This is a genomic window from Xanthomonas sp. WHRI 6108 (assembly GCF_040202385.2).
In the GTDB taxonomy this organism is placed as follows: domain Bacteria; phylum Pseudomonadota; class Gammaproteobacteria; order Xanthomonadales; family Xanthomonadaceae; genus Xanthomonas; species Xanthomonas arboricola.
On sequence record NZ_CP168198.1, the window covers coordinates 237,444 to 262,114 of the forward strand.

Annotated in this window: 25 protein-coding genes; 18 read left to right on the top strand and 7 right to left on the bottom strand. The window is 67.5% G+C overall.

All coding sequences use genetic code 11. The features are described 5' to 3' along the window. The first annotated feature begins 228 nt into the window (after positions 1-228). From ABQ039_RS00955 to ABQ039_RS00980, 6 genes are all read left to right on the top strand, one after another. Positions 229-567 (top strand): P-II family nitrogen regulator, encoded by a 339-nt coding sequence (locus tag ABQ039_RS00955; RefSeq protein WP_002808480.1) that lies wholly within the window; start codon positions 229-231, stop codon positions 565-567. 22 nt (positions 568-589) lie between these two features. Continuing rightward, positions 590-2,032: an ammonium transporter gene (locus ABQ039_RS00960; RefSeq protein ID WP_349778248.1), complete on the top strand. Its 1,443-nt coding sequence runs from the start codon at positions 590-592 to the stop codon at positions 2,030-2,032. Positions 2,033-2,296: 264 nt separating this feature from the next. Further along, positions 2,297-3,352 (top strand): nitrogen regulation protein NR(II), encoded by a 1,056-nt coding sequence (locus ABQ039_RS00965; RefSeq protein ID WP_016903409.1) that lies wholly within the window; start codon positions 2,297-2,299, stop codon positions 3,350-3,352. Continuing rightward, a complete protein-coding gene (gene ntrC / locus ABQ039_RS00970) occupies positions 3,345-4,775 on the top strand; it encodes a nitrogen regulation protein NR(I) (RefSeq protein ID WP_016903408.1) in 1,431 nt (476 codons plus the stop codon). Before ABQ039_RS00965 ends, ntrC begins: the two co-directional genes overlap by 8 nt. 403 nt (positions 4,776-5,178) lie before the next feature. Beyond that, positions 5,179-5,778 carry a superoxide dismutase family protein gene (locus tag ABQ039_RS00975; RefSeq protein WP_039516513.1) on the top strand — a complete coding sequence of 200 codons (600 nt, stop codon included), beginning with the start codon at positions 5,179-5,181 and terminating at the stop codon, positions 5,776-5,778. Positions 5,779-5,827: 49 nt separating this feature from the next. Further along, positions 5,828-6,475 (top strand): superoxide dismutase family protein, encoded by a 648-nt coding sequence (locus tag ABQ039_RS00980; RefSeq protein ID WP_024940497.1) that lies wholly within the window; start codon positions 5,828-5,830, stop codon positions 6,473-6,475. A 251-nt stretch (positions 6,476-6,726) separates the two neighbouring features. Here ABQ039_RS00980 and ABQ039_RS00985 read toward each other — a convergent pair whose 3' ends face one another. Together ABQ039_RS00985 and ABQ039_RS00990 are read right to left on the bottom strand one after the other, a co-directional pair. Beyond that, positions 6,727-7,164 (bottom strand): VOC family protein, encoded by a 438-nt coding sequence (locus ABQ039_RS00985; protein WP_184609781.1) that lies wholly within the window; start codon positions 7,162-7,164, stop codon positions 6,727-6,729. Then, positions 7,161-8,045: a hypothetical protein gene (locus ABQ039_RS00990; RefSeq protein WP_184609784.1), complete on the bottom strand. Its 885-nt coding sequence runs from the start codon at positions 8,043-8,045 to the stop codon at positions 7,161-7,163. Before ABQ039_RS00990 ends, ABQ039_RS00985 begins: the two co-directional genes overlap by 4 nt. An 88-nt stretch (positions 8,046-8,133) precedes the next feature. Here ABQ039_RS00990 and ABQ039_RS00995 point away from each other — a divergent pair, with 88 nt between their 5' ends. Both ABQ039_RS00995 and ABQ039_RS01000 read left to right on the top strand, forming a co-directional pair. Then, entirely contained in the window at positions 8,134-9,429 is a 1,296-nt protein-coding gene (locus ABQ039_RS00995) for an acetyl-CoA C-acetyltransferase (RefSeq protein WP_184609786.1), read from the top strand. A gap of 114 nt (positions 9,430-9,543) precedes the next feature. Continuing rightward, complete coding sequence (locus ABQ039_RS01000; RefSeq protein WP_184609788.1) at positions 9,544-10,086, top strand: hypothetical protein; 543 nt, start codon at positions 9,544-9,546, stop codon at positions 10,084-10,086. A 184-nt stretch (positions 10,087-10,270) separates the two neighbouring features. Here ABQ039_RS01000 and ABQ039_RS01005 read toward each other — a convergent pair whose 3' ends face one another. The 3 genes from ABQ039_RS01005 to ABQ039_RS01015 all read right to left on the bottom strand — a co-directional run bounded on the left by ABQ039_RS01005 (position 10,271) and on the right by ABQ039_RS01015 (position 13,390). Then, a complete protein-coding gene (locus tag ABQ039_RS01005) occupies positions 10,271-11,536 on the bottom strand; it encodes a heme biosynthesis protein HemY (protein WP_102250751.1) in 1,266 nt (421 codons plus the stop codon). Continuing rightward, the gene (locus ABQ039_RS01010) at positions 11,533-12,510 is read right to left on the bottom strand and encodes a uroporphyrinogen-III C-methyltransferase (protein ID WP_184609790.1); all 978 of its coding nucleotides are present in this window, start codon (positions 12,508-12,510) and stop codon (positions 11,533-11,535) included. Before ABQ039_RS01010 ends, ABQ039_RS01005 begins: the two co-directional genes overlap by 4 nt. A gap of 103 nt (positions 12,511-12,613) precedes the next feature. Continuing rightward, complete coding sequence (locus ABQ039_RS01015) at positions 12,614-13,390, bottom strand: uroporphyrinogen-III synthase (RefSeq protein ID WP_221190852.1); 777 nt, start codon at positions 13,388-13,390, stop codon at positions 12,614-12,616. A gap of 212 nt (positions 13,391-13,602) precedes the next feature. Here ABQ039_RS01015 and ABQ039_RS01020 point away from each other — a divergent pair, with 212 nt between their 5' ends. The 6 genes from ABQ039_RS01020 to ABQ039_RS01045 all read left to right on the top strand — a co-directional run bounded on the left by ABQ039_RS01020 (position 13,603) and on the right by ABQ039_RS01045 (position 17,653). Next, the gene (locus ABQ039_RS01020; RefSeq protein ID WP_184609792.1) at positions 13,603-14,412 is read left to right on the top strand and encodes a glycosyltransferase family 25 protein; all 810 of its coding nucleotides are present in this window, start codon (positions 13,603-13,605) and stop codon (positions 14,410-14,412) included. A 138-nt stretch (positions 14,413-14,550) separates the two neighbouring features. Continuing rightward, complete coding sequence (locus tag ABQ039_RS01025) at positions 14,551-15,021, top strand: YiiD C-terminal domain-containing protein (protein ID WP_024940488.1); 471 nt, start codon at positions 14,551-14,553, stop codon at positions 15,019-15,021. A gap of 28 nt (positions 15,022-15,049) precedes the next feature. Further along, positions 15,050-15,472, top strand: coding sequence for a hypothetical protein (locus tag ABQ039_RS01030; protein WP_024940487.1), 423 nt, complete (start codon positions 15,050-15,052; stop codon positions 15,470-15,472). A 76-nt stretch (positions 15,473-15,548) separates the two neighbouring features. Then, on the top strand, positions 15,549-15,986 hold the full coding sequence (locus ABQ039_RS01035) for a rhodanese-like domain-containing protein (protein ID WP_016903395.1): 438 nt from the start codon (positions 15,549-15,551) through the stop codon (positions 15,984-15,986). A gap of 110 nt (positions 15,987-16,096) precedes the next feature. After that, on the top strand, positions 16,097-16,612 hold the full coding sequence (gene secB, locus ABQ039_RS01040) for a protein-export chaperone SecB (protein WP_016903394.1): 516 nt from the start codon (positions 16,097-16,099) through the stop codon (positions 16,610-16,612). Between the two features lie 15 nt (positions 16,613-16,627). After that, positions 16,628-17,653 carry an NAD(P)H-dependent glycerol-3-phosphate dehydrogenase gene (locus ABQ039_RS01045; RefSeq protein ID WP_026064544.1) on the top strand — a complete coding sequence of 342 codons (1,026 nt, stop codon included), beginning with the start codon at positions 16,628-16,630 and terminating at the stop codon, positions 17,651-17,653. A gap of 272 nt (positions 17,654-17,925) precedes the next feature. On the opposite strand, the gene ABQ039_RS01050 is transcribed toward ABQ039_RS01045, so the two are convergent. Further along, positions 17,926-18,522, bottom strand: coding sequence for a diffusible signal factor-reguated Ax21 faimly virulence factor (locus ABQ039_RS01050; protein ID WP_016904049.1), 597 nt, complete (start codon positions 18,520-18,522; stop codon positions 17,926-17,928). Between the two features lie 364 nt (positions 18,523-18,886). Here ABQ039_RS01050 and poxB point away from each other — a divergent pair, with 364 nt between their 5' ends. Genes poxB through ABQ039_RS01065 form a run of 3 tightly spaced genes read left to right on the top strand, consistent with a single transcriptional unit; the run spans position 18,887 to position 23,409 of the window. Then, the gene (gene poxB / locus ABQ039_RS01055; RefSeq protein ID WP_184610426.1) at positions 18,887-20,596 is read left to right on the top strand and encodes a ubiquinone-dependent pyruvate dehydrogenase; all 1,710 of its coding nucleotides are present in this window, start codon (positions 18,887-18,889) and stop codon (positions 20,594-20,596) included. A 45-nt stretch (positions 20,597-20,641) separates the two neighbouring features. After that, positions 20,642-22,084 (top strand): HAMP domain-containing sensor histidine kinase, encoded by a 1,443-nt coding sequence (locus ABQ039_RS01060; RefSeq protein ID WP_349778247.1) that lies wholly within the window; start codon positions 20,642-20,644, stop codon positions 22,082-22,084. Next, on the top strand, positions 22,069-23,409 hold the full coding sequence (locus ABQ039_RS01065) for a sigma-54 dependent transcriptional regulator (RefSeq protein WP_184609796.1): 1,341 nt from the start codon (positions 22,069-22,071) through the stop codon (positions 23,407-23,409). Before ABQ039_RS01060 ends, ABQ039_RS01065 begins: the two co-directional genes overlap by 16 nt. A 133-nt stretch (positions 23,410-23,542) precedes the next feature. On the opposite strand, the gene ABQ039_RS01070 is transcribed toward ABQ039_RS01065, so the two are convergent. Beyond that, positions 23,543-23,677, bottom strand: a complete 135-nt coding sequence (locus ABQ039_RS01070) for a hypothetical protein (protein ID WP_258081865.1) — start codon at positions 23,675-23,677, stop codon at positions 23,543-23,545. Between the two features lie 167 nt (positions 23,678-23,844). On the opposite strand from ABQ039_RS01070, the gene ABQ039_RS01075 reads away from it, so the two are divergent. Next, positions 23,845-24,642: a hypothetical protein gene (locus ABQ039_RS01075; protein ID WP_102250744.1), complete on the top strand. Its 798-nt coding sequence runs from the start codon at positions 23,845-23,847 to the stop codon at positions 24,640-24,642. Positions 24,643-24,671 lie beyond the last annotated feature (29 nt).

Genomic DNA, 24,671 nt, shown 5'->3' on the forward strand with positions numbered 1-24,671 from the left:
CCGCACATGTTTGATCGCTCCACGGCATCGGCCGGGGAGCGAAGGGGTATTGAGAGAGCACACAGTTCGCGACGCGCGGGCCTGACCTCTCCCACGGGGCGGATGCATCTGCATCGGCCGAGGTCTGCGTAATCGCGAACGCGCGGATGCCGGGGTTGGCATCCAGGTGAATGACACCGCCGGGCGGCGCAATGCCGGCCGGTCTTTTCCACCATTCGGGGTATGCGCATGAAATTGATCACCGCCATCATCCGGCCGTTCAAGCTCGACGAGGTCCGCGAGGCCCTGTCCGCAGCAGGCGTGTCGGGCATCACCGTGACCGAGGTCAAGGGTTTCGGACGCCAGAAAGGCCACACCGAGCTGTACCGCGGCGCCGAGTACGTTGTCGATTTCCTGCCCAAGATCAAGATCGAGACGGTGGTGACCGACGACCGGCTGGACGCAGTGGTCGAGGCGATCCAGAACGCCGCCGGCACCGGCAAGATCGGCGACGGCAAGATCTTCGTGACCGCGATCGAGCAAGTCGTGCGCATCCGCACCGGCGAGATCGGCGCCGATGCGCTCTGAGTCCCCCACCCCCGGAGTTCTTATGAAGACAGCCCTTTTTCCCGGGTGGAAAGCCCGGTTCTACAGTGTCTGCATGCTGATGCTGTTCAGCGCGCTGGTGGTGGGCGGCATGGGCAGCGCGCACGCGCAGTCCACCCCGCAGGTCACCCCGCTGCCGACCGAACCGGTCACCACCGAACCGCTGCCGTCGGCGCAGCCGCCCGCCGCACCGGTGGCCGCCGCCGAAGCCGCGCCGGTGGTGGAGAAGGGCGATGTCGCCTGGATGCTGACCTCCACGCTGCTGGTGCTGCTGATGGTGGTGCCGGGCCTGGCGTTGTTCTACGGCGGCATGGTGCGCGCCAAGAACGTGCTGTCGGTGCTGATCCAGGTCGCGGTGGTGTTCTCGCTGCTGACCATCCTGTGGGTGGTGTACGGCTACAGCCTGGCGTTCTCCGGCGAAGGCCCGTGGATCGGCAATCTGGACAAGGCGCTGCTCAAGGGCGTGACCATCGAGACGCTGGCGGCCACCTTCACCAAGGGCGTGAGCCTGCCGGAATACGTGTTCGTGGCGTTCCAGGCGACCTTTGCCGGCATCACCGGCGCGCTGATCGTCGGCGCCTTTGCCGAACGCGCCAAGTTCGCCGCGGTGCTGCTGTTCTCGGTGATCTGGTTCACCTTCGGCTACCTGCCGCTGGCGCACATGGTCTGGGCCACCGGCGGGTACCTGTTCGGCCTGGGCGCGCTGGATTTTGCCGGCGGCACCGTGGTGCACATCAACGCCGGTATCGCCGGCCTGGTCGGCGCCTACTTCGTCGGCAAGCGGGCCGGCCTGGGCCGCGAGGCGATCAAGCCGCACAACGTGACCCTGACCTTCGTCGGTGCCTCGCTGCTGTGGGTGGGCTGGTTCGGCTTCAACGCCGGCTCCAACCTGGAAGCCAATGCCGGTGCGGCCCTGGCCTTCCTCAACACCTTGCTGGCCACCGCGGCCGCCATCCTGGGCTGGTCGCTGACCGAGAAGATCATCAAGGGCAAGTCGTCGGCGCTGGGCGTGGCTTCGGGCATGGTCGCCGGCCTGGTCGGCATCACCCCGGCCTGCGGCACCGTGGGTCCGTTCGGTGCGATCGTCATCGGCCTGGCCGCCGGCGTGCTGTGTGTGTGGGGCGTCACCGGCCTGAAGCGCCTGCTGGGCGCCGACGACAGCCTGGACGTGTTTGGCGTGCATGGACTGGGCGGCATCATCGGCGCCATCCTGACCGGCGTGTTCTCGGCGGCCTCGCTGGGCGGCCAGAAGGGCGGCGATTACGACATCGTGCATCAGGTCGGCATCCAGGCGCTGGGCGTGGGCATCACCCTGGTGTGGATCGGCGTGGTGTCGGTGGTGGGCTTCCTGGTTGCCAAGCTGGTGTTCGGCCTGCGCGTCACCGAAGAAGCCGAACGCGAGGGCCTGGATATCACCTCGCACGGCGAAGCGGCATACGAGTCCTGAGCATGCACACCCGCGGCCATGCTGCCGCGGGTGGCGCAACGACCCGGCCGGGACAGCCGTGCCGGGTCCGTTTTCCCCGCCGCCCCGCCGGGCGCGGATCAACTGCCGAGGTGCCTGCATGACCAGCCCCACGCCTGTGACTGTCGGCGCGGATGTCCGCTGGATCGGTGCGACCTGCTGCCGTCCGGCCCCGATGCCTTGCCTGCATGCTTCGTTCTGCGCGCCACATGCGCAGGCCGATCGTGCTTGCACTAAATTGGTGCAATGCTGATGTCGTCCATCCTCCCGTCGCTGGACAGCCTGGGCACACCGGTGGCCTGGGCCGACCGCGAGGGTCGCGTACTGGGCGTCAACCCGGCCTTCGCGCGCTGGCTCGGGGTCAGTGCGCGGCGTCTGGTCGATCAACCGCTGGCCGCGCTGGAAGTGCAGGGCGATGCGCTGGCCCGTTTCCTGCTCAACGACGAGCGCGACGTGCTGCGCCTGCATCGGCTGGCATTGGGCCTGCCCAATGACGCGCCGCGCTTTGCCGAAGGCTGGCTGTCGCGGCTGGACGACGGCGGCTGGCTGCTGGAAACCCATCCGGTCGACGAATTCCCCGCGCTGGATCCCACCCATGCGCTGCCCAATGCCTTGAGCGCCGCGCTCAAGGGCCTGGCGCACGAACTGCGCAATCCGTTGGCCGGGCTCAAGGGCGCGGCGCAGTTGCTGGCGCGGCGCTCGGCCGGGCGCGACGAGGACGAGCGCGAGCTGATCGAGTTGATCGGCACCGAGATCGAACGCCTCAATACCTTGCTCGAACGCCTGCTCTCGCCCACGCCGGCGCGCCCGCACGACCGCCTCAACATCCACGTCGTGCTCGAGCGTGTGCTGCGCCTGGCCGAGGCCGAGGGCGGCTGGTCGGTGCAGGTGCAGCGCGATTACGACCCCAGCATTCCCGACATCCTCGGCGATGGCGACCGCCTGACCCAGGCGGTGTGGAATCTGGTGCGCAATGCGTTCCAGGCCGGCGCCACGCGGGTGACCCTGCGCACCCGCGTCGAGCACGGCCAGCGCATCCGCGACCGCGTGCATGCGATGTCGCTGCGGCTGGAGATCATCGACGACGGCGGCGGCGTGCCGGAGGAACTGGCCGAGCACCTGTTCCTGCCGCTGGTCAGCGGCCGCGCCGAGGGCAGCGGCCTGGGCTTGGCGCTGGCCCAGCAGGTCTCGCGCGAACACCACGGCACGCTGACCTACCGCTCGCGGCCGGGACATACCGTTTTCACCCTGCTGTTGCCCGAGCTGGCCGGCGATCACGACAAGGAGCATCTGCATGGCTGAGGCCGCCGCCGCATCCCACCACATCTGGGTGGTCGACGACGACCGTTCGGTCCGCTTCGTGCTGTCCACCGCGTTGCGCGATGCCGGTTACGCCGTGGATGGCTTCGAGAGCGCCGCCGCCGCACTGCAGGCACTGGCCATGCGGCCCACCCCGGATCTGCTCTTCACCGACGTGCGCATGCCCGGCGAAGACGGCCTGAGCCTGCTCGACAAGCTCAAGTCCAGGCACCCGCAACTGCCGGTGATCGTGATGTCGGCCTACACCGACGTGGCCAGTACCGCCGGCGCCTTCCGCGGCGGCGCGCACGAGTTCCTGTCCAAGCCCTTCGATCTGGACGATGCGGTGGCCTTGGCCGCACGCGCGCTGCCGGATGCCGATGCCGGTGTCGAGGAGATCATCGGGACACCGTTGGCAGAAGGCTCGGCCTCGCTGATCGGCGACACCCCGGCGATGCAGGCGCTGTTCCGCGCGATCGGCCGGCTGGCGCAGGCACCGCTGTCGGTGCTGATCAACGGCGAGACAGGTACCGGCAAGGAACTGGTGGCGCGCGCGCTGCATAACGAATCGCCGCGCGCGCGCAAGCCTTTCGTCGCGCTCAACACCGCCGCCATTCCGGCGGAACTGCTGGAAAGCGAATTGTTCGGCCACGAAACCGGCGCCTTCACTGGCGCCACCAAACGCCATATCGGCCGCTTCGAACAGGCCGACGGCGGCACGCTGTTCCTGGACGAAATCGGCGACATGCCGCTGCCGCTGCAGACCCGCCTGCTGCGCGTGCTGGCCGAGAACGAATTCTTCCGCGTCGGCGGGCGCGAGTTGATCCGCGTCGATGTGCGCGTGATCGCCGCCACCCACCAGGACCTGGAGGCGCTGGTCGAACAAGGCCGCTTCCGCGCCGACCTGTTGCATCGCCTGGACGTGGTACGCCTGCAATTGCCGCCGCTGCGCGAGCGCCGCGGCGACATCGCGCAGCTGGCCGAGAATTTCCTGGCCATGGCCGGGCGCAAGCTCGACATGCTGCCCAAGCGGCTGTCCTCGGCCGCGCTGGAACAACTCCGCCAATACGATTGGCCCGGCAACGTGCGCGAGCTGGAAAACGTCTGCTGGCGCCTGGCGGCCCTGGCCACTGCCGACATCATCGACGTGGTGGACGTGGAATCGGCACTGGCGCGCGGCGGCCGCCGCCAGCGTGCCGGCCGCGGTGACGGGCAATGGGACGAGATGCTCTCCAGCTGGGCTGCGCAACGCCTGAGCGAAGGCGCCCAGGGCCTGCACGCCGAAGCCCGCGAACGCCTGGACAAGACCCTGCTCGAAGCCGCCCTGCAACTCACCCAGGGCCGCCGTGCCGAAGCCGCCGCCCGATTGGGTCTGGGCCGCAACACCGTCACCCGCAAACTCGGCCCGGGCCGCAAACGCCGCTGATCTGAATCTAAGCCCCTCTCCTATGGGAGAGGGGTTGGGGTGAGTGTCCCTGTGCCGATGGACGCGCTACTGCACGCGCATCTATTCCAACGATGCCTCGATCGAGCTGAGGCTGCCCGACACTACCCGCAGCAAGCGTTGATCAGTGACACGCCGCCGCATCCCTGTGCCATCGATACGCCACTGCGGCCTTTCATCTGCCGACGCCATCGTCCAAGCAGCTCACGACACTTGTACTCGGCGCCTCGCACACCATCCCAACAACCCGCATCCCATCGACCCGCACCTCCAACAGCCGACCATCCACACCAACCCCGTAAACTCCTGTGCTGCCAGCGGCGCATTTCATGACATGTGAACATGCGCCCGCATAGGTTTTCAGCCTGATCAGGAGAACAGCTCGATGCGTTACCGGTCGTCCACGATCGTTGCCCTCACCGCGCTGGCGCTTGCCGCCTGCAGCAGCACGCCACCGCCTCCGCCACCACCGCCCCCGGCGGCGCGGGTGGTGCCCGTGCGTCCGGTCCAGCAGGCCGAAGCGGCGCTGGCATCGGCATCGGGCAGCCTGGTCAGCGGTCGGGTGGTGCTGGTCCCTGCGCTGCAAGGCATCCGTATCACCGGCACGGTCGGTGGTCTGCGCCCGGGCGGCGTGGCCGGTTTCCATGTGCACGAACGCGGCGATTGCAGCGCCGCCGACGCCAGCAGTGCCGGTGCGCATTTCAATCCGACCGGTGCGGCGCACGGACGTGCCGGCAACACTCCCCACCACGCCGGCGACATGGACAATCTGCGTGCCGATGCCGAAGGTGTCGCACATCTGGACATGATCGTTGCCGGCATCACCCTGGGCGATGCCGCGCCCACCGACGTGGTCGGCAAGTCGCTGGTGGTGCATGCCGACGCCGACGACTATCGCAGCCAACCCAGCGGCAATGCCGGCGCACGTCTGGCTTGCGGCGTCATCCGCGTCACCCAGTGGCGCACACCCCCTTCGCAGCCCTGAGTCGGGGCACCCCTGGCTGCAGCTGCGGCCTTTCCACAGGAGTTTTCTCATGCGCATTCTTCCAACGACGTTGTTCCTGGCCACCGCGCTGGTGCTGACCGCGTGCAAGCGCGACGAACCCGCTCCGGCCGATCCTGCACCCGCACCGCAGGCCGGCGCAGCGGCCGAAGCGGCGCATGGCGGTGAGCACGCCGCGTCCATGGTCACCGAAGCGGCGGCCACCACCACCGCCACCGCCGAGCTCAAGCCGACCAAGGGCAGCGACGTCAAAGGCACGGTGAGCTTCAAGATCGTCGACGGCGCGCTGCGCGTCACCGGCCAGCTCAGTGGCCTCAAGCCCGACAGCGAACACGGCTTCCATATCCACGAAAAGGGCGATTGCAGCGCACCGGACGGCAGCAGCGCCGGCGGTCACTTCAACCCGGCGCAATCCGATCACGGCGCCGTCAGTGCAGACCCGCACCACGGCGGCGACATGCCCAACATCAAGGCCGATGCGCAGGGCAATGCCAGCATCGATGGCCCGGTGTCGAGCAACGTCAATCTGGGCAAGGCCGACCAGTTCGATATCGCCGGCCACGCGGTGATCGTGCATGCCGATGCAGACGACTACAAAACCCAGCCCACCGGCAACGCCGGCGGCCGTCTGGCCTGCGGCGTGATCACCACCGACAACGCCCCAGCTGCAGCCAAGTAAGCAGGACAGGCCAGCGGCCAGGTAAAACGCCGCGGTGATCGATCACCGCGGCGTTGTTGTTTCTGGGTTGTGGTGAGAGAGCGATCCGGTCATGCGTGGCGCGGGCGCGCAGCGCATCTGGCACGCCGCATGTCGCGTGCTGCATGCTCTTCTTTGTCGGTACACCTCGAACGGTCGATATACCTCACACCGGGCGCACCGCACAGGCGACCAACGTCGATCGCTTGCGCAAGACCCGCGTCATCAACGACTCAGTAATTTGGCCACAGCCCCGGCGTCGCCAGCTCCAGTAGATGCGCATCCGGATCGCGGAAGTAGAGGCTGTGCCCACCGCCCGGCCACTGCGTGCGGCCCTCGATGGGCACGTCGCAGGCCTGCAGGTGTGCCTCCCATCCAGCCAGCGCATCGGTGGCGATGGCAAATGCGAAATGCGCGCGCCCGCTGCCATCGTGCGGCGGAATCGTGCCGCCCGGCAGCGTGACCGTGGCGGCGGTGCTGCCCTGCAGGAACAGCAGCAACACCTGCCCGAGCGCGATTGCGTACGCGGCCATGCGCGTGTCGCGATACATGGCTGCCAGTCCCAGTACGCGGGCATAGAACGCGCAGGCGCGCTCCAGGTCTGCCACATACACGCCGGTTTCCAGTACGCCCTGCAACGCCGGCGCCACGGACGCCGGCGTCTGGCTCATGCGGCCAGTGCCTGGCGCGGATCCTGGCCCGGTTCCACGTGCACGTACAGTACCGGCAGCCCGTGCGCTTCCAGCACTGCGGCCATCTGCCGCTGGCGCGAGAGGAATTGTTCGTAGACGCCGCGCAGGCGTTCGCAATCCTCGCGGTCGTGCGCGTAGTAATCGCACCAGCCGGCCGGGTCGAACAGCGCGATGCGCACTTCGCCCTCGACATAGCGCAGCACCGGCTCGGGCGGCTGTTCCAGCCACTCTTCGCTGTGCGGTGCCAGCAGGGCGGCTTCGATCAGCGGCCACAACGGGGCCAGGCCCTGGTTGTCGTACTGCATCGAAATCATCGCGGCCAGATCGTTCGCGGTGAGATACCGCGCGTGTTCGATGCGTGCGCCGAAGCTTTCCTGCGCCAGCAGCGCGGTATCGGCCTGCGCCATGCCCTGGGCCAGCAGCACTTCTTCCATCGCATCGGCCACCGTCGCCACGATCTGCGGATCGCCGGAGAGCAGGAACGGCAGCACGCGCAGGCCGCCGCCGGTCAGCTGTGCGTCGGCCTGGAAGGGCAGGGGGATCTCGCCCTGCGCATCGGCGCCGAACGCCAGCACGCGCGGGCCCTGATCGCGCCCGGGCGCGCGCGCATGCAGCTCGTCCAGCCGGCGATGCAACGGCCAGCCCGGCCGCAGCACTTCGGCCGGGTCGAAGTGCGCCATTGCCACGCTGAGCTCGAGCTCGCGGACTTCGGGGATCCACTGCGCCAGGTCGCGCCCCATGCGTTCGGCCAGCATGCCAGCCTGCTCGGGCGCCAGGGCGCCGCGCTCGGGGGCGGTGCCGCCCGTCAATTCCAGCGCCATCACACCCATGGCGGTCACGCCGTGTTCGGTCTTGCTCATGATTCGCGGTTGGCCCATCACGGGGTCGAAGCTACACTGCGGCCATTATGCCTGCCGGCCCTGTGCAGGCCATGTCCCCGAGTCCTCCATGTCAGGTCAACCGATGCCCGCAGCCCGTCCCGTCGCCATTCTGGGCGGCGTCCGTATCCCGTTCTGTCGTCAGAACACCGCTTACGCGGACGTGGGCAACCTGGGCATGTCGGTGCGCACGCTGGGGGCGCTGGTCGAGCGCTTCGGGCTGCACGGGCAGCAACTGGGCGAAGTGGCGATGGGGGCGGTGATCAAGCACTCCTCGGACTGGAACCTGGCGCGCGAGGCGGCGCTGTCGTCCGGGTTGTCGCCGCTGACGCCGGGCATCACCCTGCAACGCGCCTGCGGCACCAGCCTGGATTCGGTGATCACCATCGCCAACAAGATCGCGCTGGGCCAGATCGATTCGGGCATCGGCGGCGGCTCGGACACCACCTCGGAAGTGCCGATCGTCTACGGCAAGAAGCTGCGCGCGCGGCTGATGGCCGCCAACCGCGCCAAGGCCACCGGCGACAAGCTCAAGGCGCTGCTGCGCGGCTTCAAGCTGAGCGAGCTCAAGCCCGAATTCCCCGGCGTGGCCGAGCCGCGCACCGGCAAGAGCATGGGCGACCACTGCGAGGACATGGCCAAGGAATGGAACATCTCGCGCGACTCGCAGGACGAATGGGCGGTGTCCTCGCACCACAAGCTGGCCGCTGCCTATGAGCGCGGCTTCTTCGACACGCTGATCGCGCCGTTCCGCGGCGTCTCGCGGGACAACATCCTGCGCGCCGACACCTCGCTGGAAAAGCTGGCCACGCTGCGTCCGGCCTTCGACAAGACCTCCGGCCGCGGCACGTTGACCGCGGCCAATTCCACCCCGCTCACCGATGGTGCGGCCGCGGTGCTGCTGTCCAGCGAAGCCTGGGCGCTGGCGCATGGCCACACCCCGATGGCCTATCTGCGCGATGCGCAGGTGGCGGCGGTGGATTTCGTGCATGGCGAGGGCCTGTTGATGGCGCCGACCATCGCGGTGCCGCAGATGCTGGCGCGCCAGGGCCTGACCCTGCAGGACTTCGACATCTACGAAATCCACGAGGCCTTCGCCGCGCAGGTGCTGTGCACGCTACGCGCCTGGGAAAGCGAGGATTACTGCCGCAATCGCCTGGGGCTGGAAGCGCCGCTGGGCCGTATCGAACCGGACAAGATCAACCCGCTGGGCTCGTCGCTGGCCACCGGCCACCCCTTCGCCGCCACCGGCGCACGCGTGGTGGCCACTGCCGCCAAGCAACTGGAAGAACGTGGCGGCGGCCGTGCATTGATTTCGATCTGCACCGCCGGCGGCATGGGCGTGGTGGCCATCGTCGAGCGCTGACGCTGCTGCGCAGCGTGGGATTGGGCATTCGGGATTGAGGATTCGCAAAGCAGCTGCGGACTCCTGATTTTACGAATCCCGAATCCCGAATCCCCAACCTGCAAGGACGCATGGATGTCGAACGTTGATTCACGCGAGCCCCCTACGCTTTATCTGCCTCCGACGCACGGCGCCGTGTGGCGCGAGGGCGATGTACTGGTGTGCACGCCTGGCGCCGATCTGCCGCCGCGTTGCGTCAAGTGCAATGCGGCCGCGGACATCTCGCCGCGCCGCTACATCTTCCATTGGCATCACCCGGCGATCTATCTGGCCCTATTGATGGGAGTGCTGCCGTATCTGATCCTGGCCATCGTGCTGCGCAAGCGCAGTGCGCACGTGCTGAGCCTGTGCGCGTGGCATGAGCGCCGCCGCGTGCGGTGTGTCGCCATCGCGATGGCGTCGATCCTGCCGTTGCTGGTGGGGGTGCTGTGGATCGGTGGTGCGACCGGCTGGCTGACCGGTGCCGGTGTGATGGCGGCGATGCTGTTGATCGGCAGGCGCGGTTCGCGCGTGTTGTCGGCGCAATCGGTCGATCACGAGCAGGCACGTTATTTCGGTGCCTGTGACGCGTTTTTGCGCGCATTGCCAGCGCCGCCCCGGGAATCGCGCGATTGGTGATCTGCGCCGCTATGTTTGCAGATAGCTTTGTAACGTCCATGCGTTGCCATCCCCGCGGGCGTGATGACGGGCCGGCAAACGTTGCCGGCAGCGCTTCTGCCCGGATCTAGAAAACCAAGAGCCCCGGACATGCCGGGGCTGCTGGTGAGTCCACGCATCGCCGCAACGGCGATCAGATCTTAGGTCAAAGCACGCGATCGTCCGGTGCGAGCGGATCGGCCGGCGGCGTGGCATACGCCGAGACGATCGGCCCGTGCAGCGATTGCTGCGGCAAGCCCTCGTGCACCGGCTCGCCGCGTGCGGCGCGCAGGGCGTTGGCGTAGCAATGCTGTGCAGACAGCAGATCCCCCGCGGCGGCAAAGCCGTGGCCGAGTTCTTCCCAGGCCTCGCTGCCCGCGCCATTGGCCACCGCGCGATGCAGGAACTCTTCGGCCTGCGACCACTGCTGCTGGTGACGGGCCAGGCGCGCCAGGGTCAGCAACAGGCCCGGGCTGTCCGGGTACTGGGCCAGCCAACGCTGCGCACTGGCGCGGCGCGAATCGTATTTTTCCAACGGCAGCACGCCGTACAGGCGCACCAGCGATTCGTCCCACTGCGTGTCCAGCGCCTGCTCCAGGCTGTGCACTGCCGCGTCGTCCCAATGCAGTGCCGCGGCGCGCTGTGCATAGGCGCCTACCACCGCAGGATAGGTACGCAGCGGTTTGGGCAGCGCTTCCCAGCGTTCGGCCAGGGCATTGGCATCGCCGGCCTGCAACAGCGTCTGCTCGGCCAGCGTCGCTTCCAGGGCGCTGTAGGCCTCCGGTGCCAGTACCGCCTGCTGACGCAATGCGCCCAGCTGGCCGTAAGCCTCGTCGGCGCGGCCGATCTGCGCCAGGGCGTGCGTGCGCAGCAGCAGGCCGCGCGCCGGCAGCGGCTGGGCGTTGGCATGATCGAGCGCATTGATCGCCTCGACCGGGCGTTGCCGCGCCAGATGCCGCTCGCCCTGCAGCAACGCATGCGCGGTGGGGTCGCGCTCTGCCAATTGCTGGGCCAGCGCGTTCGCCGCCACCTCATCGCCGCGTGCATCGGCGACCCGCACTGCGCTGGCCAGGGCGATGCCGCTGACCTCCGCATCCTCGCTGGCGTTGACCAACAGGCGCTCGGCACGCTGCCACTGGCCGTGATCGGCTGCGCGCAGGCCTTCGATCAGGCGGGCACGGCCCTTCCTGCGGCGGTACTTGCCCCAGACCCGGAACGGCAGGCTGACCAGCGTCCACACCAGCCACAGCACCAGCAGCGCGATGACCAGGATCAGCAGCGCCTGCGGCATGGCGGCGCGGTAGTCGTTGCCGCCGACGCTGACCACCACATTGCCCAGGTCGTAACTGGTCTGATGCGACAGCCATTGCGCACCGAGCACGCCCAGCGCCACGGCAACCAACAGGATCAAGACGGTACGCAACACTTTCATTGGGTGGATCTCCCTTCACGCATGGCCTGCAGTTGCAGCAGGGTGGTGCCCAGTTCCGGCAGGCGCGGACGCAGTGGCGCTTGTTGCAGCGTGCGCAGGCGGGTACGTGCCTGGCGACGTTGTGGCGAATCCGGCCACAGCCGGGTGGTCCAGGTGTCCACCCGGCGCAGCGATTGCGCAAAGCCGGCGGCATCGCCGCGCTCGGCCGCAGCGCGGGCCAAGCTGACCTCGATCTGCAAGGCGTCGCGCGCGGCGTGGCGATCGCCGCCGGTCAGCAGCGCATCGCCACGGCTGGGACGGATGTCCACCAGCGGTGTGAGTGCTTTCTGCCACCACGGCTGCGCTGCTTCGCTCTCTTGAGTGGTCTGTTCGGGCAGGCGCAGCAGGTCGCCGGCCAACTGGTCCAGGGTGTTGCCGGCCTGCGCCTGCGGACCGGCGCCCAGGCGATCCAGCGCGTCGCGTTCCTGTACCAGCGCCTGGCGGAGGTTGAGATAGCCGGGATCGTCGATGCCATTGAGTGCGGCATTGGCCAGTGCGTAGGCGCGGCGCGCACCGTCGGCGTCGCCGGCGATGCTCAGCCGCTGCTGGCCCAGCCGCAGCAGCAGTTCCACTTCATCCAGCCGCAGCGCCTGTGCACCGTGGCGGTTGGGATCGGCAAGCTTTTGCACGGTTTCTTCGAGCAAGGCGCTGCGTTGGCTCAGGCCGAGCATCTCGTCGCGCAGCACGCGGTTGGTGGCTGCCGCATCCGCCAGGCGTTCGTTGGCCAAGCGTTGGTCGCGGCGCAAGGTCTCCAGCATCTGCTGCGTGCCATCCCAGCGCTGCTGCTGCGCTTCGGCGGCCTGCAGTTGCGCACTTTGATAGCCCTGCCATGCGCGCCAACCGAAGAACAGCGCCACGCCCACGGCGGCCAGCGCGACGACGAGCAGCAGCCATGCCAAGGGAAAGCGTCGCGTGGAAGCGGGCATTTCGGTCATTCGTCCATCCTCGCGCGGTCACGACGGGTGCAGGTGCCGCAGTCATCTGCCACAGCATGGCGTGCAGCGGCAGACAGCCGCAAGCCGTGCTTGAGTTCGAAGTTCAGCAAGGTCGCGATGGTGTCACGATCGCGGCGGCGGCAGCGGCCAATTGCTCGGGCAAGGGACCTGCGGCGCGCAGCACCTGCTGGAAGCCGGCGGCGTGTGCGGCTTGCAGCATGCGCTCGCTGGAGGCCACCAGCGGGCGTTGCCGTAAGGCGTCGATCAGCGGTCCAGGCAGTTGCTGCAGCACCAGCGTCAGCGCTTCGGCGCTGCTCAGCGCCAGCACGCTAGCGGGCAGCGCGTCCGCCAGGGCACGCACTGCCGATGCGCGCAGGCGCAACGGCACGCGCTGATAGACATCGGCGCGCAGGATGCGGGCGCCCCGCTGCTCCAGCGACGGCGCCAGCATGCCGCGCCCGCCCGGGGCGGTGATCAGCCCAACGGCCTGCAGCGATTGCCGGAACAGCGGCAATGCGAGCAGGCCCTCGCTGTCCATGCGCGCCGGGCGTATCACCGTGTTGATGCCGCAGGACTGCAGCGCACGCGCGGTGCCGTCTCCCACGCTCACCCACTGCGCCTGCGCCGGCCGCTGCAGCGGCGCCAGGCGATGTGCCGCGTGCACTGCGGCCGGGCTGGTGAACACCGCGATCGGCGCGTGCAAGGCCTGCCGCAATGCAGCCCGTGCCTGCGGGGTGTCGTTGGTCTGCAGCCGCCATGGCGACAGCGCCAGCAGCCGTCCGCCGTGCCGCGCGGCGGCCCGCCGCAGCGGCGCGTGTTCACCGCTGGGCCGCAGCGAAATCAGGGTCCAGGCGTTGGCAGCTGGGGCGGGAGGTGTCATCCAGTGATTATGCGAGAGCCGTGCGTTATCGGGGGCGGGTGTCGCGCGCTGCGATAGCGCTGGCGGCGATTCGATCCTCGCGCGCTGTCTGGCCTTTGCGTGCCTGCTCGACGCGATGCCTGCGTTTCTGCGGCCAGAACCTCGTCTCCGGGTCTGTGCCGATGACCGCTACCGCCCACGATCCGCCACGACGATCGAGCTGGAGTGGCGCCGTGATCAAGTCCTACCTCATCAACATGCAGCGCAGCGGCGAGCGCCTGCAGGCGATGTCGACGCGGTTCCAGGCACTGGGCCTGCCGTTCGAGCGGATTCCCGCGGTCGATGGCGCCACCCTGACGCCTGCGCAGATTGCCGACTTCGCACGCGAGCGGCCGCTGGAAGGCTCCGGGGATGCCTTCAGCACCGGCCCGCGCAAGTGGACCGCCTCCAACATCGGGTGCTTCCTGAGCCATCAGGCCGCGTGGCGCGTCGCAGCCGACTCCGACGACGCCTACACCGCCATCTTCGAAGACGACATGCATCTGTCCGACGCGCTGCCGGCGCTGCTGCGCAGCAGCGAGTGGCTGCCGGGCGGCAACAGCATCGTGCGGCTGGAGCCGTCCTACAACCGCATCAAACTCGATGCCAAGGTCGCCGAGGTCGGGGGCCGGCAGCTGCGCCTGGTGCGTCCCTCGACCCACCAACACTGCTGGCCGGTCTGCGCCGGTGCGCTGATCCTCAGCCGCGATGCGGCGCGCCTGCTGCTCGCAGCCGACGCGCGCTGGCACACCATGGCTGACATTTTCCTGTTCGGCTGGAACGAATCGCCGGTCGCACAGCAACTGTCCACCTATCAGCTGGCGCCGGCGGCCTGCATCCAGGACAAGTTCTTCCACGCCGCTCCGGAGCAGATCGTGTTCACCAGCACCATCGATGCGCCGTTGACGCACGCGCAGAGGCAGCGCAGCGCGCATTGGAAGGCCAGGGCCACCGCGTTGCTGCGGGTGGCGCAGGGCTATCGCAAGGTCGTGTTCGCGCCCTGAGCCGGGCAAGACCCAGGCATGCGGCGACGCGATGCCGTACGCGTTCACCATGCGGTACCGCATGTCATTCCAGTGCACAAGACGCTCGCGGAACATTGCGGCATGATGCCGCCCTTCGCCGTCTTCCAGCCTTCGCCGATGACTCCTTCGTGCACGCTCGCATCCGCCCTGCAGTCGCTGCAGCAACAGTTCGTCGCCATGCCGCCGGTCCTGTCGATGGGCATTGCCGTCGACGGCTTGCATGACGGCGCGTTGCGCTTGCGTGCGCCGCTGCAGGCCAACGTCAACGACAAGGCCAACGCGTTCGGCGGCAGCCTGGCTTCGTTGATGACGCTGGCCAGCTGGGGCTGGCTGACGCTGCAACTGCAACTGGCCGGGCACAGCGCCGATGTCTACGTGGCCGACAGCCAACTGCGCTACGTCGCCCCGGTCTACGAGGACCTGGTGGCCAATGCCGAGCCGTCCGAACTCGGCAGCTGGGAGGCATTCCTGGCCACCTTTCGGCAGCGCGGCAAGGCGCGCATCGGCATGCGTGCGCAGATCGCGCTGGGGTCCGGTGCGGCGGCGGCCACCCTGAGCGGGCGCTTCGTGGCGTTTCCAAAACGGTAGGATGCGCGCTGGACTTGGGGGAATGCGCATGCGTGCAGTGATCGGGGCAATGTTGTTGCTCGGGCTGGCGATCGTCAGCGGGGGGGCGTCTGCCGGCAGCCGTGCCCAGGCACGCGCGCTGGAAACCACTCAGGCCGCCTATACCGCCGCGGTGCGCTGGAGCGATTTCGATGCCGCGCAGGGCTTTGTCGAGCCGAGCTACGCCCAGGCGCATCCGCTCAGCGATCTGGAACGCTCGCGCTACGAGCAGGTGCAGATCTCCGGCTATCGCGAGCTGCGGGTGGGCGAGGATGGCAACGGCGACCTGCGCCGCGAGGTCGAGTTGCGGGTGATCAATCGCAATACCCAGGCCGAGCGGCTGGTGCGCAGCATCGAGCTGTGGCGCTGGGACGCCGAGCGCAAACGCTGGTGGCTGGCCAGCGGCCTGCCCGATCTGTGGCAGGGCCAGTAGCCCGTGCCGCCGGTGCCTGGCCGTCGCACGCGCCAGCTGTGCGACAATTCCCGCCCGCTTGACTGACCCTGACCCCGTGAATTTCGAAGAGCTGCAGGCCTTTGTCGGCCGCAACCCCATGTTGTCACTGGCCCTGGTGGGCCTGACCATCGCCCTGATCGTCACCGAGGTTGCGCGCCTGTTCCGTGGGTATCGCGCACTCAAGCCGGCCGAGCTGACCCGTTTGATCAACAGCGAGAACGCGTTGGTGATCGACCTGTCGCCGACCGCCGATTTCGAAAAAGGCCACATCGCCGGCAGCCGCAACGTGGCGCTGGCCAAGTTCGACCCGGCCGGCAAGCTGCTCGCCAACGCCAAGTCCTCGCCCGTGGTGGTGGTGTGCCGCAACGGCAATGCCTCCGCAGGCGCGGCCAAGACGCTGAAGAAAGCCGGTTTCGAGCAGGTTTACTGGCTCGATGGCGGCGTGGCCGCCTGGCAGATGGCCGAACTGCCGCTGGTCAAGGGCCGCGCCTGACCGCACCTTGTGAGGCGCCGGGCAAGTCCCCATTGCTGGCGTGAGAGACTCGCACTTTCACGTCTGCATCATTCAACGCTGCATCCACCGAACCGTTTCTGGAGTTAGGAATGTCCGACGAAATCATCAACGGCGCGGTTGCGCCGGCCGACGCCGCTGCTGGCCCCGCTTTCACCATCGAGAAGATTTACGTCAAGGACGTTTCCTTCGAATCGCCGAACGCGCCGTCCGTCTTCAATGACGCCAACCAGCCCGAGCTGCAGCTGAACCTCAACCAGAAGGTGCAGCGCCTCAACGACAACGCCTTCGAAGTGGTGCTGGCCGTGACCCTGACCTGCACCGCCGGTGGCAAGACCGCCTACGTGGCCGAAGTGCAGCAGGCCGGCGTGTTCGGCCTGGTCGGCCTGGAGCCGCAGGCGATCGACGTGCTGCTCGGCACCCAGTGCCCGAACATCCTGTTCCCGTATGTGCGTACCCTGGTCAGCGACCTGATCCAGGCCGGCGGCTTCCCGCCGTTCTACCTGCAGCCGATCAACTTCGAAGCGCTGTATGCAGAGACCCTGCGCCAGCGTTCGCAGGGCGAAGGCACCTCGCTGGCCGATTCCGAGCCGGCTGGCAACGCCTAAGCCTTGCGTGCGCCGATGAGCGATTCGACGCAGAAGATCGCCGTTCTCGGCGCCGGCTCCTGGGGCACGGCCCTGGCCGCGCTGCTCGCCAGGCACGGTCACCCGACCGTGCTCTGGGGACGCGATGCGGCGATGGTGGATACCATCGACCGCACCCACGAAAACGCACGTTATCTGCCGGGGATTGCACTGCCCGAGAGCCTGCGCGCGACCACCGACCTGCAACTGGCCATTGCCGATGCCGGCTGGATCCTGGTCGTGGTGCCCTCGCATGCATTCACCGAGACGATCCGGTTGATCGCCCCGTTGCGTCCGGCCGGTGCCGGCGTTGCGTGGGCGACCAAGGGCTTCGAGCCCGGTTCCGGGCGGTTCCTGCATGAAGTGGCGCGCGACATCCTCGGTCCCGGCGTTCCGCTGGCCGTGGTAACCGGGCCATCCTTCGCCAAGGAAGTCACGCTCGGCCTGCCGACCGCCATCACCGTGCACGGCGACGATGCGGCGTTTGCGCAGGTCGTGGCCGATGCCATGCATGGCCCCACCTTCCGCGCCTATACGGGCGATGACATGGTGGGCGCCGAGCTCGGTGGTGCGATGAAGAACGTGCTGGCGGTGGCCACCGGCGTGGCCGATGGCATGCAGCTGGGTCTCAACGCCCGTGCCGGCCTGATCACACGCGGCTTGAACGAGATGCTGCGCCTGGCGGCGGCGATCGGTGCACGGCCGGAGACATTGATGGGCCTGGCGGGTCTGGGCGATCTGGTGCTCACCTGCACCGGTGACCTGTCGCGCAACCGACGGCTGGGGTTGGCCCTGGGACGCGGACAGAGCCTGAACGATGCGATCCGCGAGATCGGCCAGGTGGTTGAATCGGTGCAGACCGCCGACGAAGTCATGCGTCAGGCCGAGCATCACGGCATCGAGCTGCCGATCTCCAACGCCGTGCGTGCGGTATTGCATGGCGAGATCACCCCGGAAGCAGGCCTGAAGGAATTGCTGGCACGCGAGCGCAAGCCCGAGTACCCGCAGACCTTGTTCACCTGATCGCGGCATCGCGCGTTGACGCGCTGCGCAGAAACAACAAAAAGCCCGGCATTGCCGGGCTTTTTGTTGGTGTCGATCGCAAAGGCTGGCGGCAAGCTGTAGCCGCTTGAGCGCGCGGGATCGTGCTTCTACAGCAGCCGCATCGCGCACATGCCGCTATAGCGCGATGTGCGCATCGTCAGCCGATCGCCCAAAAGAAAGAAGCCCGGTCGGGGGACCGGGCTTCCAATGCAACGCGGGAGAGAGAGTCGCGTTGCAGTCAAACGTGCGGCTTACCAGCTGAAGCGCGGGCCGACCGACCATTCCTTGTTGCCGTCGCCATCCATACGGATGTCGCCGTTGATGCCCCAGTTCTGGTTCAACTTGACCTGGGCGCCGAGGCGGCCGTAGAAGTTGTCGCCGATGTCGATGCCGCGCTTCTTGGAGAAATCTTCGTAGCCAGCCAGGGCGTAGACTTCGAAGTGCTCGCCGAAGGCGTTACGCAGGCCGGCTTCAACGCTGTAACCGTCGAAGCTGATGTTCGGGGTGTCCAGGTCCAGCTTGCGGTAGGCAACGCGAGCAACGAAGTCGGTGCTGGTGGCGATTTCCTGGTTGTAACCCACGCCGACGCCCCACTGCTGGAAGTCGGAGTTGGAGCTTTCGAACACGTTGTCGTTGTCGTCAGCGTTCTGCTTGCTGTAATCGCCGAACACGTGGAAGTTCGGAGCGACGGCGTAGGACGCCTTCACGCCCCAACCATCAGCGTCGCGGCCTTCGGTCGGGGTGCGCACGTAGTCACCTTCGACGAAGTTGTAGGAGAGGTTTTCAGCAGCGGAGGCCGCAAACGGCAGGGCTGCGAGAAGGCCGAGGGCCAGCAGGGAATTCTTCATGATCGATACCTGTACTTATGGTTTGGGCCGGCGCTGAGGCGGATGCCGTTCGCTGCCGAGATGTAAATTCTCCGTTATTCGATGGAACGCGACATGAATTTTGGACTGACTGGTCCATGAATCATCGCGCCCAGTTCAGCTCCGCTTCCTTGTCATCAAATTGCAATGCGCGTAGCGCACGCGCAAAGCGTGATGCATTGGCGGTTACATCGCGTCGATGTGATGCGCATGTATAGAAGCGGCTGTTTTTCAGTGATTTTTACTGCGTTTGCAGCGTGCAAGCACATTGCGCTGACATTGTGACTGGGAGCATGCAAGGCTTGTCGAACAAGCGTGGAGCTGCATCGTGGCGAAGAAAAAGACGTTGGCGCGGTTTCTGGCCGAGACGCTGCAGAGCGCGGGGGTGGAGCGGATCTGGGGGTTGACCGGCGACAGCCTCAACGGCCTGACCGATGCCTTGCGCGAGATGCAGACGATCGAATGGATGCACGTGCGCCACGAAGAGGTGGCCGCGTTCGCTGCCGGCGCCGAAGCGGCGGTGACCGGCAAGCTGGCGGTGTGTGCGGGTAGCTGCGGGCCGGGCAACCTGCATCTGATCAACGGGCTGTTCGATTGTCATCGCAGCCGCCAGCCGGTGCTGGCGATCGCCGCGCATATTCCCTCGTCCGAGATCGGGCTGAACTATTTTCAGGAGACGCATCCGCAGGAACTGTTCCGCGAGTGCAGTCACTTTGTGGAGTTGGTGACCAATCCGGCGCAGCTGCCGGAAGTGCTGCACCGCGCGATGCGTGCGGCCATCCTGCAGCAAGGCGTGGCGGTGGTGGTGATCCCCGGCGATATCGCACTGCTGGAAGTGGACAAGCACATTCCCACGGCGTGGCCGCAACTGCGCCAACCGCGCGTGCTGCCGGCTCCCGAAGATGTGCAGCAACTGGCCGCGCTGCTGCAGCACAGCGAAGCGATCACGCTGTTGTGCGGCAGCGGCTGCGCGGGCGCACACGATGCGGTGGTGGCATTGGCCGACACCCTGGGCGCGCCGATTGTGCATGCCTTGCGCGGCAAGGAACACGTGGAGTGGGAGAACCCGTTCGATGTCGGCATGACCGGCCTGATCGGCTTCAGCTCCGGCTACCACGCGATGCTCAACTGCGACACCTTGATCATGCTGGGTACGGATTTTCCGTATCGGCAGTTCTACCCGAAGGACGCGACCATCGTGCAGGTGGACCGCGACCCGAGCGCGCTGGGGCGGCGTACGCCGTTGCAGCTGGGCATCGCAGCGGATGTGGGCGAAACCATCGCCGCCTTGCTGCCGCAGCTGCAGCGACGCGAGAAACGCGACTTCCTGGACAAGGCGCTGGCGCAATATCGCAAGGCGCGCGAGGGACTGGACGATCTGGCGGTGCCGGCCGATCCAGGCGAGCCGCTGCATCCGCAATTCGTGGCGCGCATGATCAGCCAGATCGCCGACCAGGATGCGGTATTCACCTGCGATGTCGGCACGCCAACGGTGTGGGCCGCGCGCTATCTGCGCATGAACGGACAACGCCGCTTGCTCGGTTCATTCAATCACGGTTCGATGGCCAATGCGATGCCGCAGGCGCTGGGTGCGCAGTCGGCGTATCCGGGCCGTCAGGTGATTGCGCTGTCGGGTGATGGTGGTTTTGCGATGCTGATGGGCGATTTCATCTCGCTGGCGCAGCTGCGTCTGCCGGTGAAGATCGTGGTGTTCAACAACTCTTCGCTGGGATTCGTGGCGATGGAGATGAAAGCCGCCGGCTATCTGGACACCGGCACCGAGCTGCGCAATCCGGACTTCGCAGCGATGAGCAATGCGATGGGCATCCTGGGCATCCGGGTCGATGAGTCCGCGCAACTGGAGCGGGCGTTGCGGCAGGCCTTCGCGCATTCCGGTCCGGCGCTGGTGGATGTGCGCATCGCCACGCAGGAACTGGCGGTGCCGCCGGCAATCAAGCTGGAACAGGCCAAGGGCATGGGCCTGTATCTGCTCAAGGCAGTGATGAGCGGGCGAGGCGATGAGGTGATCGATCTGGTCAAGACCAACATGCGCTGACACAGTTACCGCGTTCTGAACTGCACGTCTTTACCGGACCCTCGCATGCCTCGTTCGTTGTTGCGCCAGTTGCTGCTGATCTGGGTGGTGATCCTGGCTGCCTGCGTGGGCGTGGCCACGATGCTGTATGGCCTGTACCGACAGACCGAAGGGGTGCGACTGGACGATGCGCGCCAGCAATTGACCGCGCAATGCGCACGCATCGTGCAGCGCTACGCCGGCGCAAGCGAGGCGGCGCGTAGTGGCGACAACGGCGCCGGGCTGGCCGCGGTAGTGGTGCAACTGGTGCTGGCCGATGCGCCCGGTGTGGAGGGCGGGGTGTGGAATCTCGACAAGGGATTCGTTGCCTACGCCTATCCCACCTACGACGGCAGCGATCACAAGACCGATATTCCTGCCGCCGAGTGGACCACGATCGTCAGTACCGCACGGCAGAGTGCGATGGGCAACAAGGCCGTGGATTTTCGTCGCGACGGCAGCCGCGAAGTGGTGTTGATCAGTGCCTGCCCGCTGGCCGCGGGCACCGCTGCATGGACCATGTCGCGGGTGCCGGCGAGCACTTCCGATGCCTGGCGGCCACTGGCGATCGGCATGCTGTTGATCTTCGCCATGGTGGCGGTATCGGCGATTGCCCTGGGCGTGGTGGTACGGCGCTGGAGTCAGCGCCTTCAGCGCATCCAGCAGGCGCTGGCCGCCGATACCGAACTTCCGCAAATTCCGGTCACCGGCGCACCCGAGCTGGACCGGCTGGGCGCTGCGGTCAGCGATTACGCACAGCGCAATGCGCAGGCCTTGGCGCAGACGCGGCGGCTGGCCGACGAGCTGGCACGGCACGAGCGGCTGGCCGCACTCGGGCGCCTGACCGCCACGGTGGCGCATGAGATTCGCAACCCCATCGCCACGATGCGCCTGGCCGTGGAGAACGAAATCGCCACGCGCCAGGGCACGCCGGACGATGCCGCGCACGGTGAGCTGATGCTGGGGCAGATCCGTCGCCTGGATGGGGTGGTCGAAAGTCTGCTCGGCATGGTGCAGCCGATCCGGCTGCAGCTGGAGACGGTGGTGGTGCAGGACTGGCTGGCGAGCTTGCTCGATCCTGCCGTGCTGCCGCCGGGCGCGCCGGCGCCACAGCTGCGCGTCCCGGACGTGCCGCTGCAGTGGATGCTCGATCCGCAGCAGCTCGGCCGTGCCGTACACAATCTGCTGCGCAACGCGCTCCAGCACGCCGATGCAGGCAGCGCGGTGACACTGGAGGCCAGCGCCAGCGATGGGTTGCTGCAGCTACGGGTGAGCAATCCTGGCGCGGCCATCGCCGATGCCATCGCTTCGCAATTGTTCGAGCCGTTCGTCAGCGGTCGCGCCGACGGCAATGGCCTGGGGCTTGCGCTGGTGCGCGAGATCGCCCGTGCACATGGCGGGCAGGTGCGTTATGCACACGCCGACGGTATGACCCATTTCATTCTGGAGCTGCCATGGCGCGCATCCTGATCATCGACGACGATGCGGCGTTTCTGGCCACCTTGCAGGCAACGCTGCGCTCGCTCGGCCATACGGTGATCGCGGTCGACAACGGCGCCGATGGTTTGCTGCGCCTGAACGAGGGCGGCATCGAGCTGGCGTTCGTGGACTTCCGCATGCCCGGCATGGACGGAATCCAGGTGCTGCGTGCGCGTGCGGACGATCCCCGCGCGCGCCAGGTGCCGCTGGTGATGCTCACCGCGTACGCCTCCAGCGGCAACACCATCGAAGCGATGACACTGGGTGCGTTCGATCACCTGGTCAAGCCGGTGGGGCGTGCGGATATCGTCGAGGTGGTGGAGCGTGCATTGGCAAGTCGCGCCGATGCCGACGCCGATGCCGCAGCGAGCGGACTACCCGACGACGACGACGGCCTGGTCGGCCACAGTCCGGCGATGCGTACCGTGCATAAACGCATCGGGCTGGCGGCAGCTTCCGATCTGCCGGTGTTGATCACCGGCGAAACCGGTACCGGCAAGGAGCTGGTCGCGCGCGCCCTGCATCGCGCCAGCGCACGCGCAGATGCGGCGTTCGTGGCAGTCAATTGTGCGGCGATCCCGTTGGAGTTGATGGAAAGCGAATTGTTCGGCCATCGCAAGGGCGCCTTTTCCGGGGCGACCAGCGACCGCATCGGCCTGATTCGCGAAGCCGATGGCGGCACGTTGTTCCTGGACGAGATCGGCGACATGCCGCTGCCGATGCAGGCCAAGTTGTTGCGCTTCCTGCAGGAAGGCGAAGTGACGCCGCTGGGCGGGCGCGGCGCGCAGAAGGTGGATGTGCGCGTGCTGGCGGCCACGCATCGCGATCTGGCGGCGTGGGTGGCGGCAGGACAGTTCCGCAGCGATCTGCGCTATCGCCTCAATGTGGTGCCGATCGAACTGCCGCCGCTGCGCGAACGCGGGCAGGACATCGTGCTGCTTGCGCAGTATTTCCTGCGCAGCGGCGAAGGCGCGGCGCGTGCGTTGTCGGCGGACGCGCAAGCGCGGCTGCTGGCCTACCCGTGGCCCGGTAACGTGCGCGAGCTGCGTAACGTCATGCAACGCAGCCAGCTGCTGGTGCGCGGCCACGGCATCGTTGCCGCGGATCTGGACGACGCGCTCGAGTACGATGCCGAGCAGCACACGACGACAGCGCCACCGGAAGGCACCTTGCCCGAGGCGGTGGCGCGGCTGGAAAGGCAGATGATCCAGGACGCCTTGGCGCACAGTGGCGGCAACCGCGCCGAAGCCGCGCGCCGGCTCGGCATTCATCGCCAGCTGCTGTACCGCAAGCTCGATGAGTACGGCCTGCAGTAAGCGCAGCGATCACCGGACGCGATGGTTGCAGGCTGCCGCCTCGGTCACGACGCAATACGCGCACAGCAGCACGTGCACCTGTTGTCATGCGCACCTGTTGGTTGCATGTCGCCGCTGCCACTCGCAGCATTGGCTACGGCCTTGCACCAGCAAACGGTGCAGCCGGAAAGCGCAGCACCACGCGTTCGAAATCCAGCCCGGACATCGGCACGCGCACCCCGCCGACGAGCGTGCCCGGCACATTCTTGTCTTGCAGGGTCGGACGCACAACCGAGCTGCAAAGTGTCTGCAAAGCGGACAGTGGTGGATGAAACGCAGACGACTGTCCGCGCGCGTGCAGACACAAAACCCTTGTAAAACAACGGACTCGCCGTTGGCACGATTGCTGCTTTATCTCCAGGGCGAGCGGCGCTCCTGCCGCGTTGGAGACATCGCATGATTCGTCAGACCGCACTTGCTTTCGCACTGGCCTGCAGCGTGGCAACCGCTGCCGCGCAGGCTCCCACACCGCCGGCAGCACCGCTGGCGCCGCGTGCGCCGGTCGGCACGCCACCGCCGGCCCCGCCGGTGCCGCCCGCACCGCCCGCGCCGTTGGCCGCCACCCCGGTGCGCATCACCGGCACGGTCGAGCGCTTCATGCTCAATCCCAATGGCGAGGTCGACGGCCTGTGGTTGCGCGATGGCACCCAGGTGGCGTTTGCACCGCATCTGTCCGCACAGTTGCAGGCTGCGGTGCGCCGTGGCGATACGGTGAGCGTGCAAGGCTATCGCCTGGGCAGCCTGCCGGTGCTGCGCGCCAGCAGCATCCGCTCCAATCGTGGTGGGCGCGAAGTGGTCGACCAGCCGCCAGCGGGCGCCATGCCGCCGGCACCGCCAGCACCTGCCGCGTTGACGCCGTTGCAGGCGGAAGGACGCATCGAGCGCTTGGTCTACGGCCCGGGTGGCGAGACCAATGGCGCGTTGCTGAGCGACGGCACGCTGGTGCGGATGCCGCCGCATCTGGCGCTGCAGTTCGGTGATCTGCTGCGGGCCGGCGCGCCATTGAGCGTGAGCGGCTTCGGGGTTGCCACCGCCAACGGGCGCGCCATCGAAGCCACCCAACTGGGCCGCGATCGCGCCTCGCAGCGTGCGTTGTTCAGCCCGCCGCGCCCCGACGGCCCGGTGCCGCCCGCACCACCGGCCCCGCCTGTCCCGCCGGCCGCACCGCCAGCGCCGGCTCCGGCGCCGCGTTGATCCAGGGCGCCGCCGCCCACGCGGCGGCG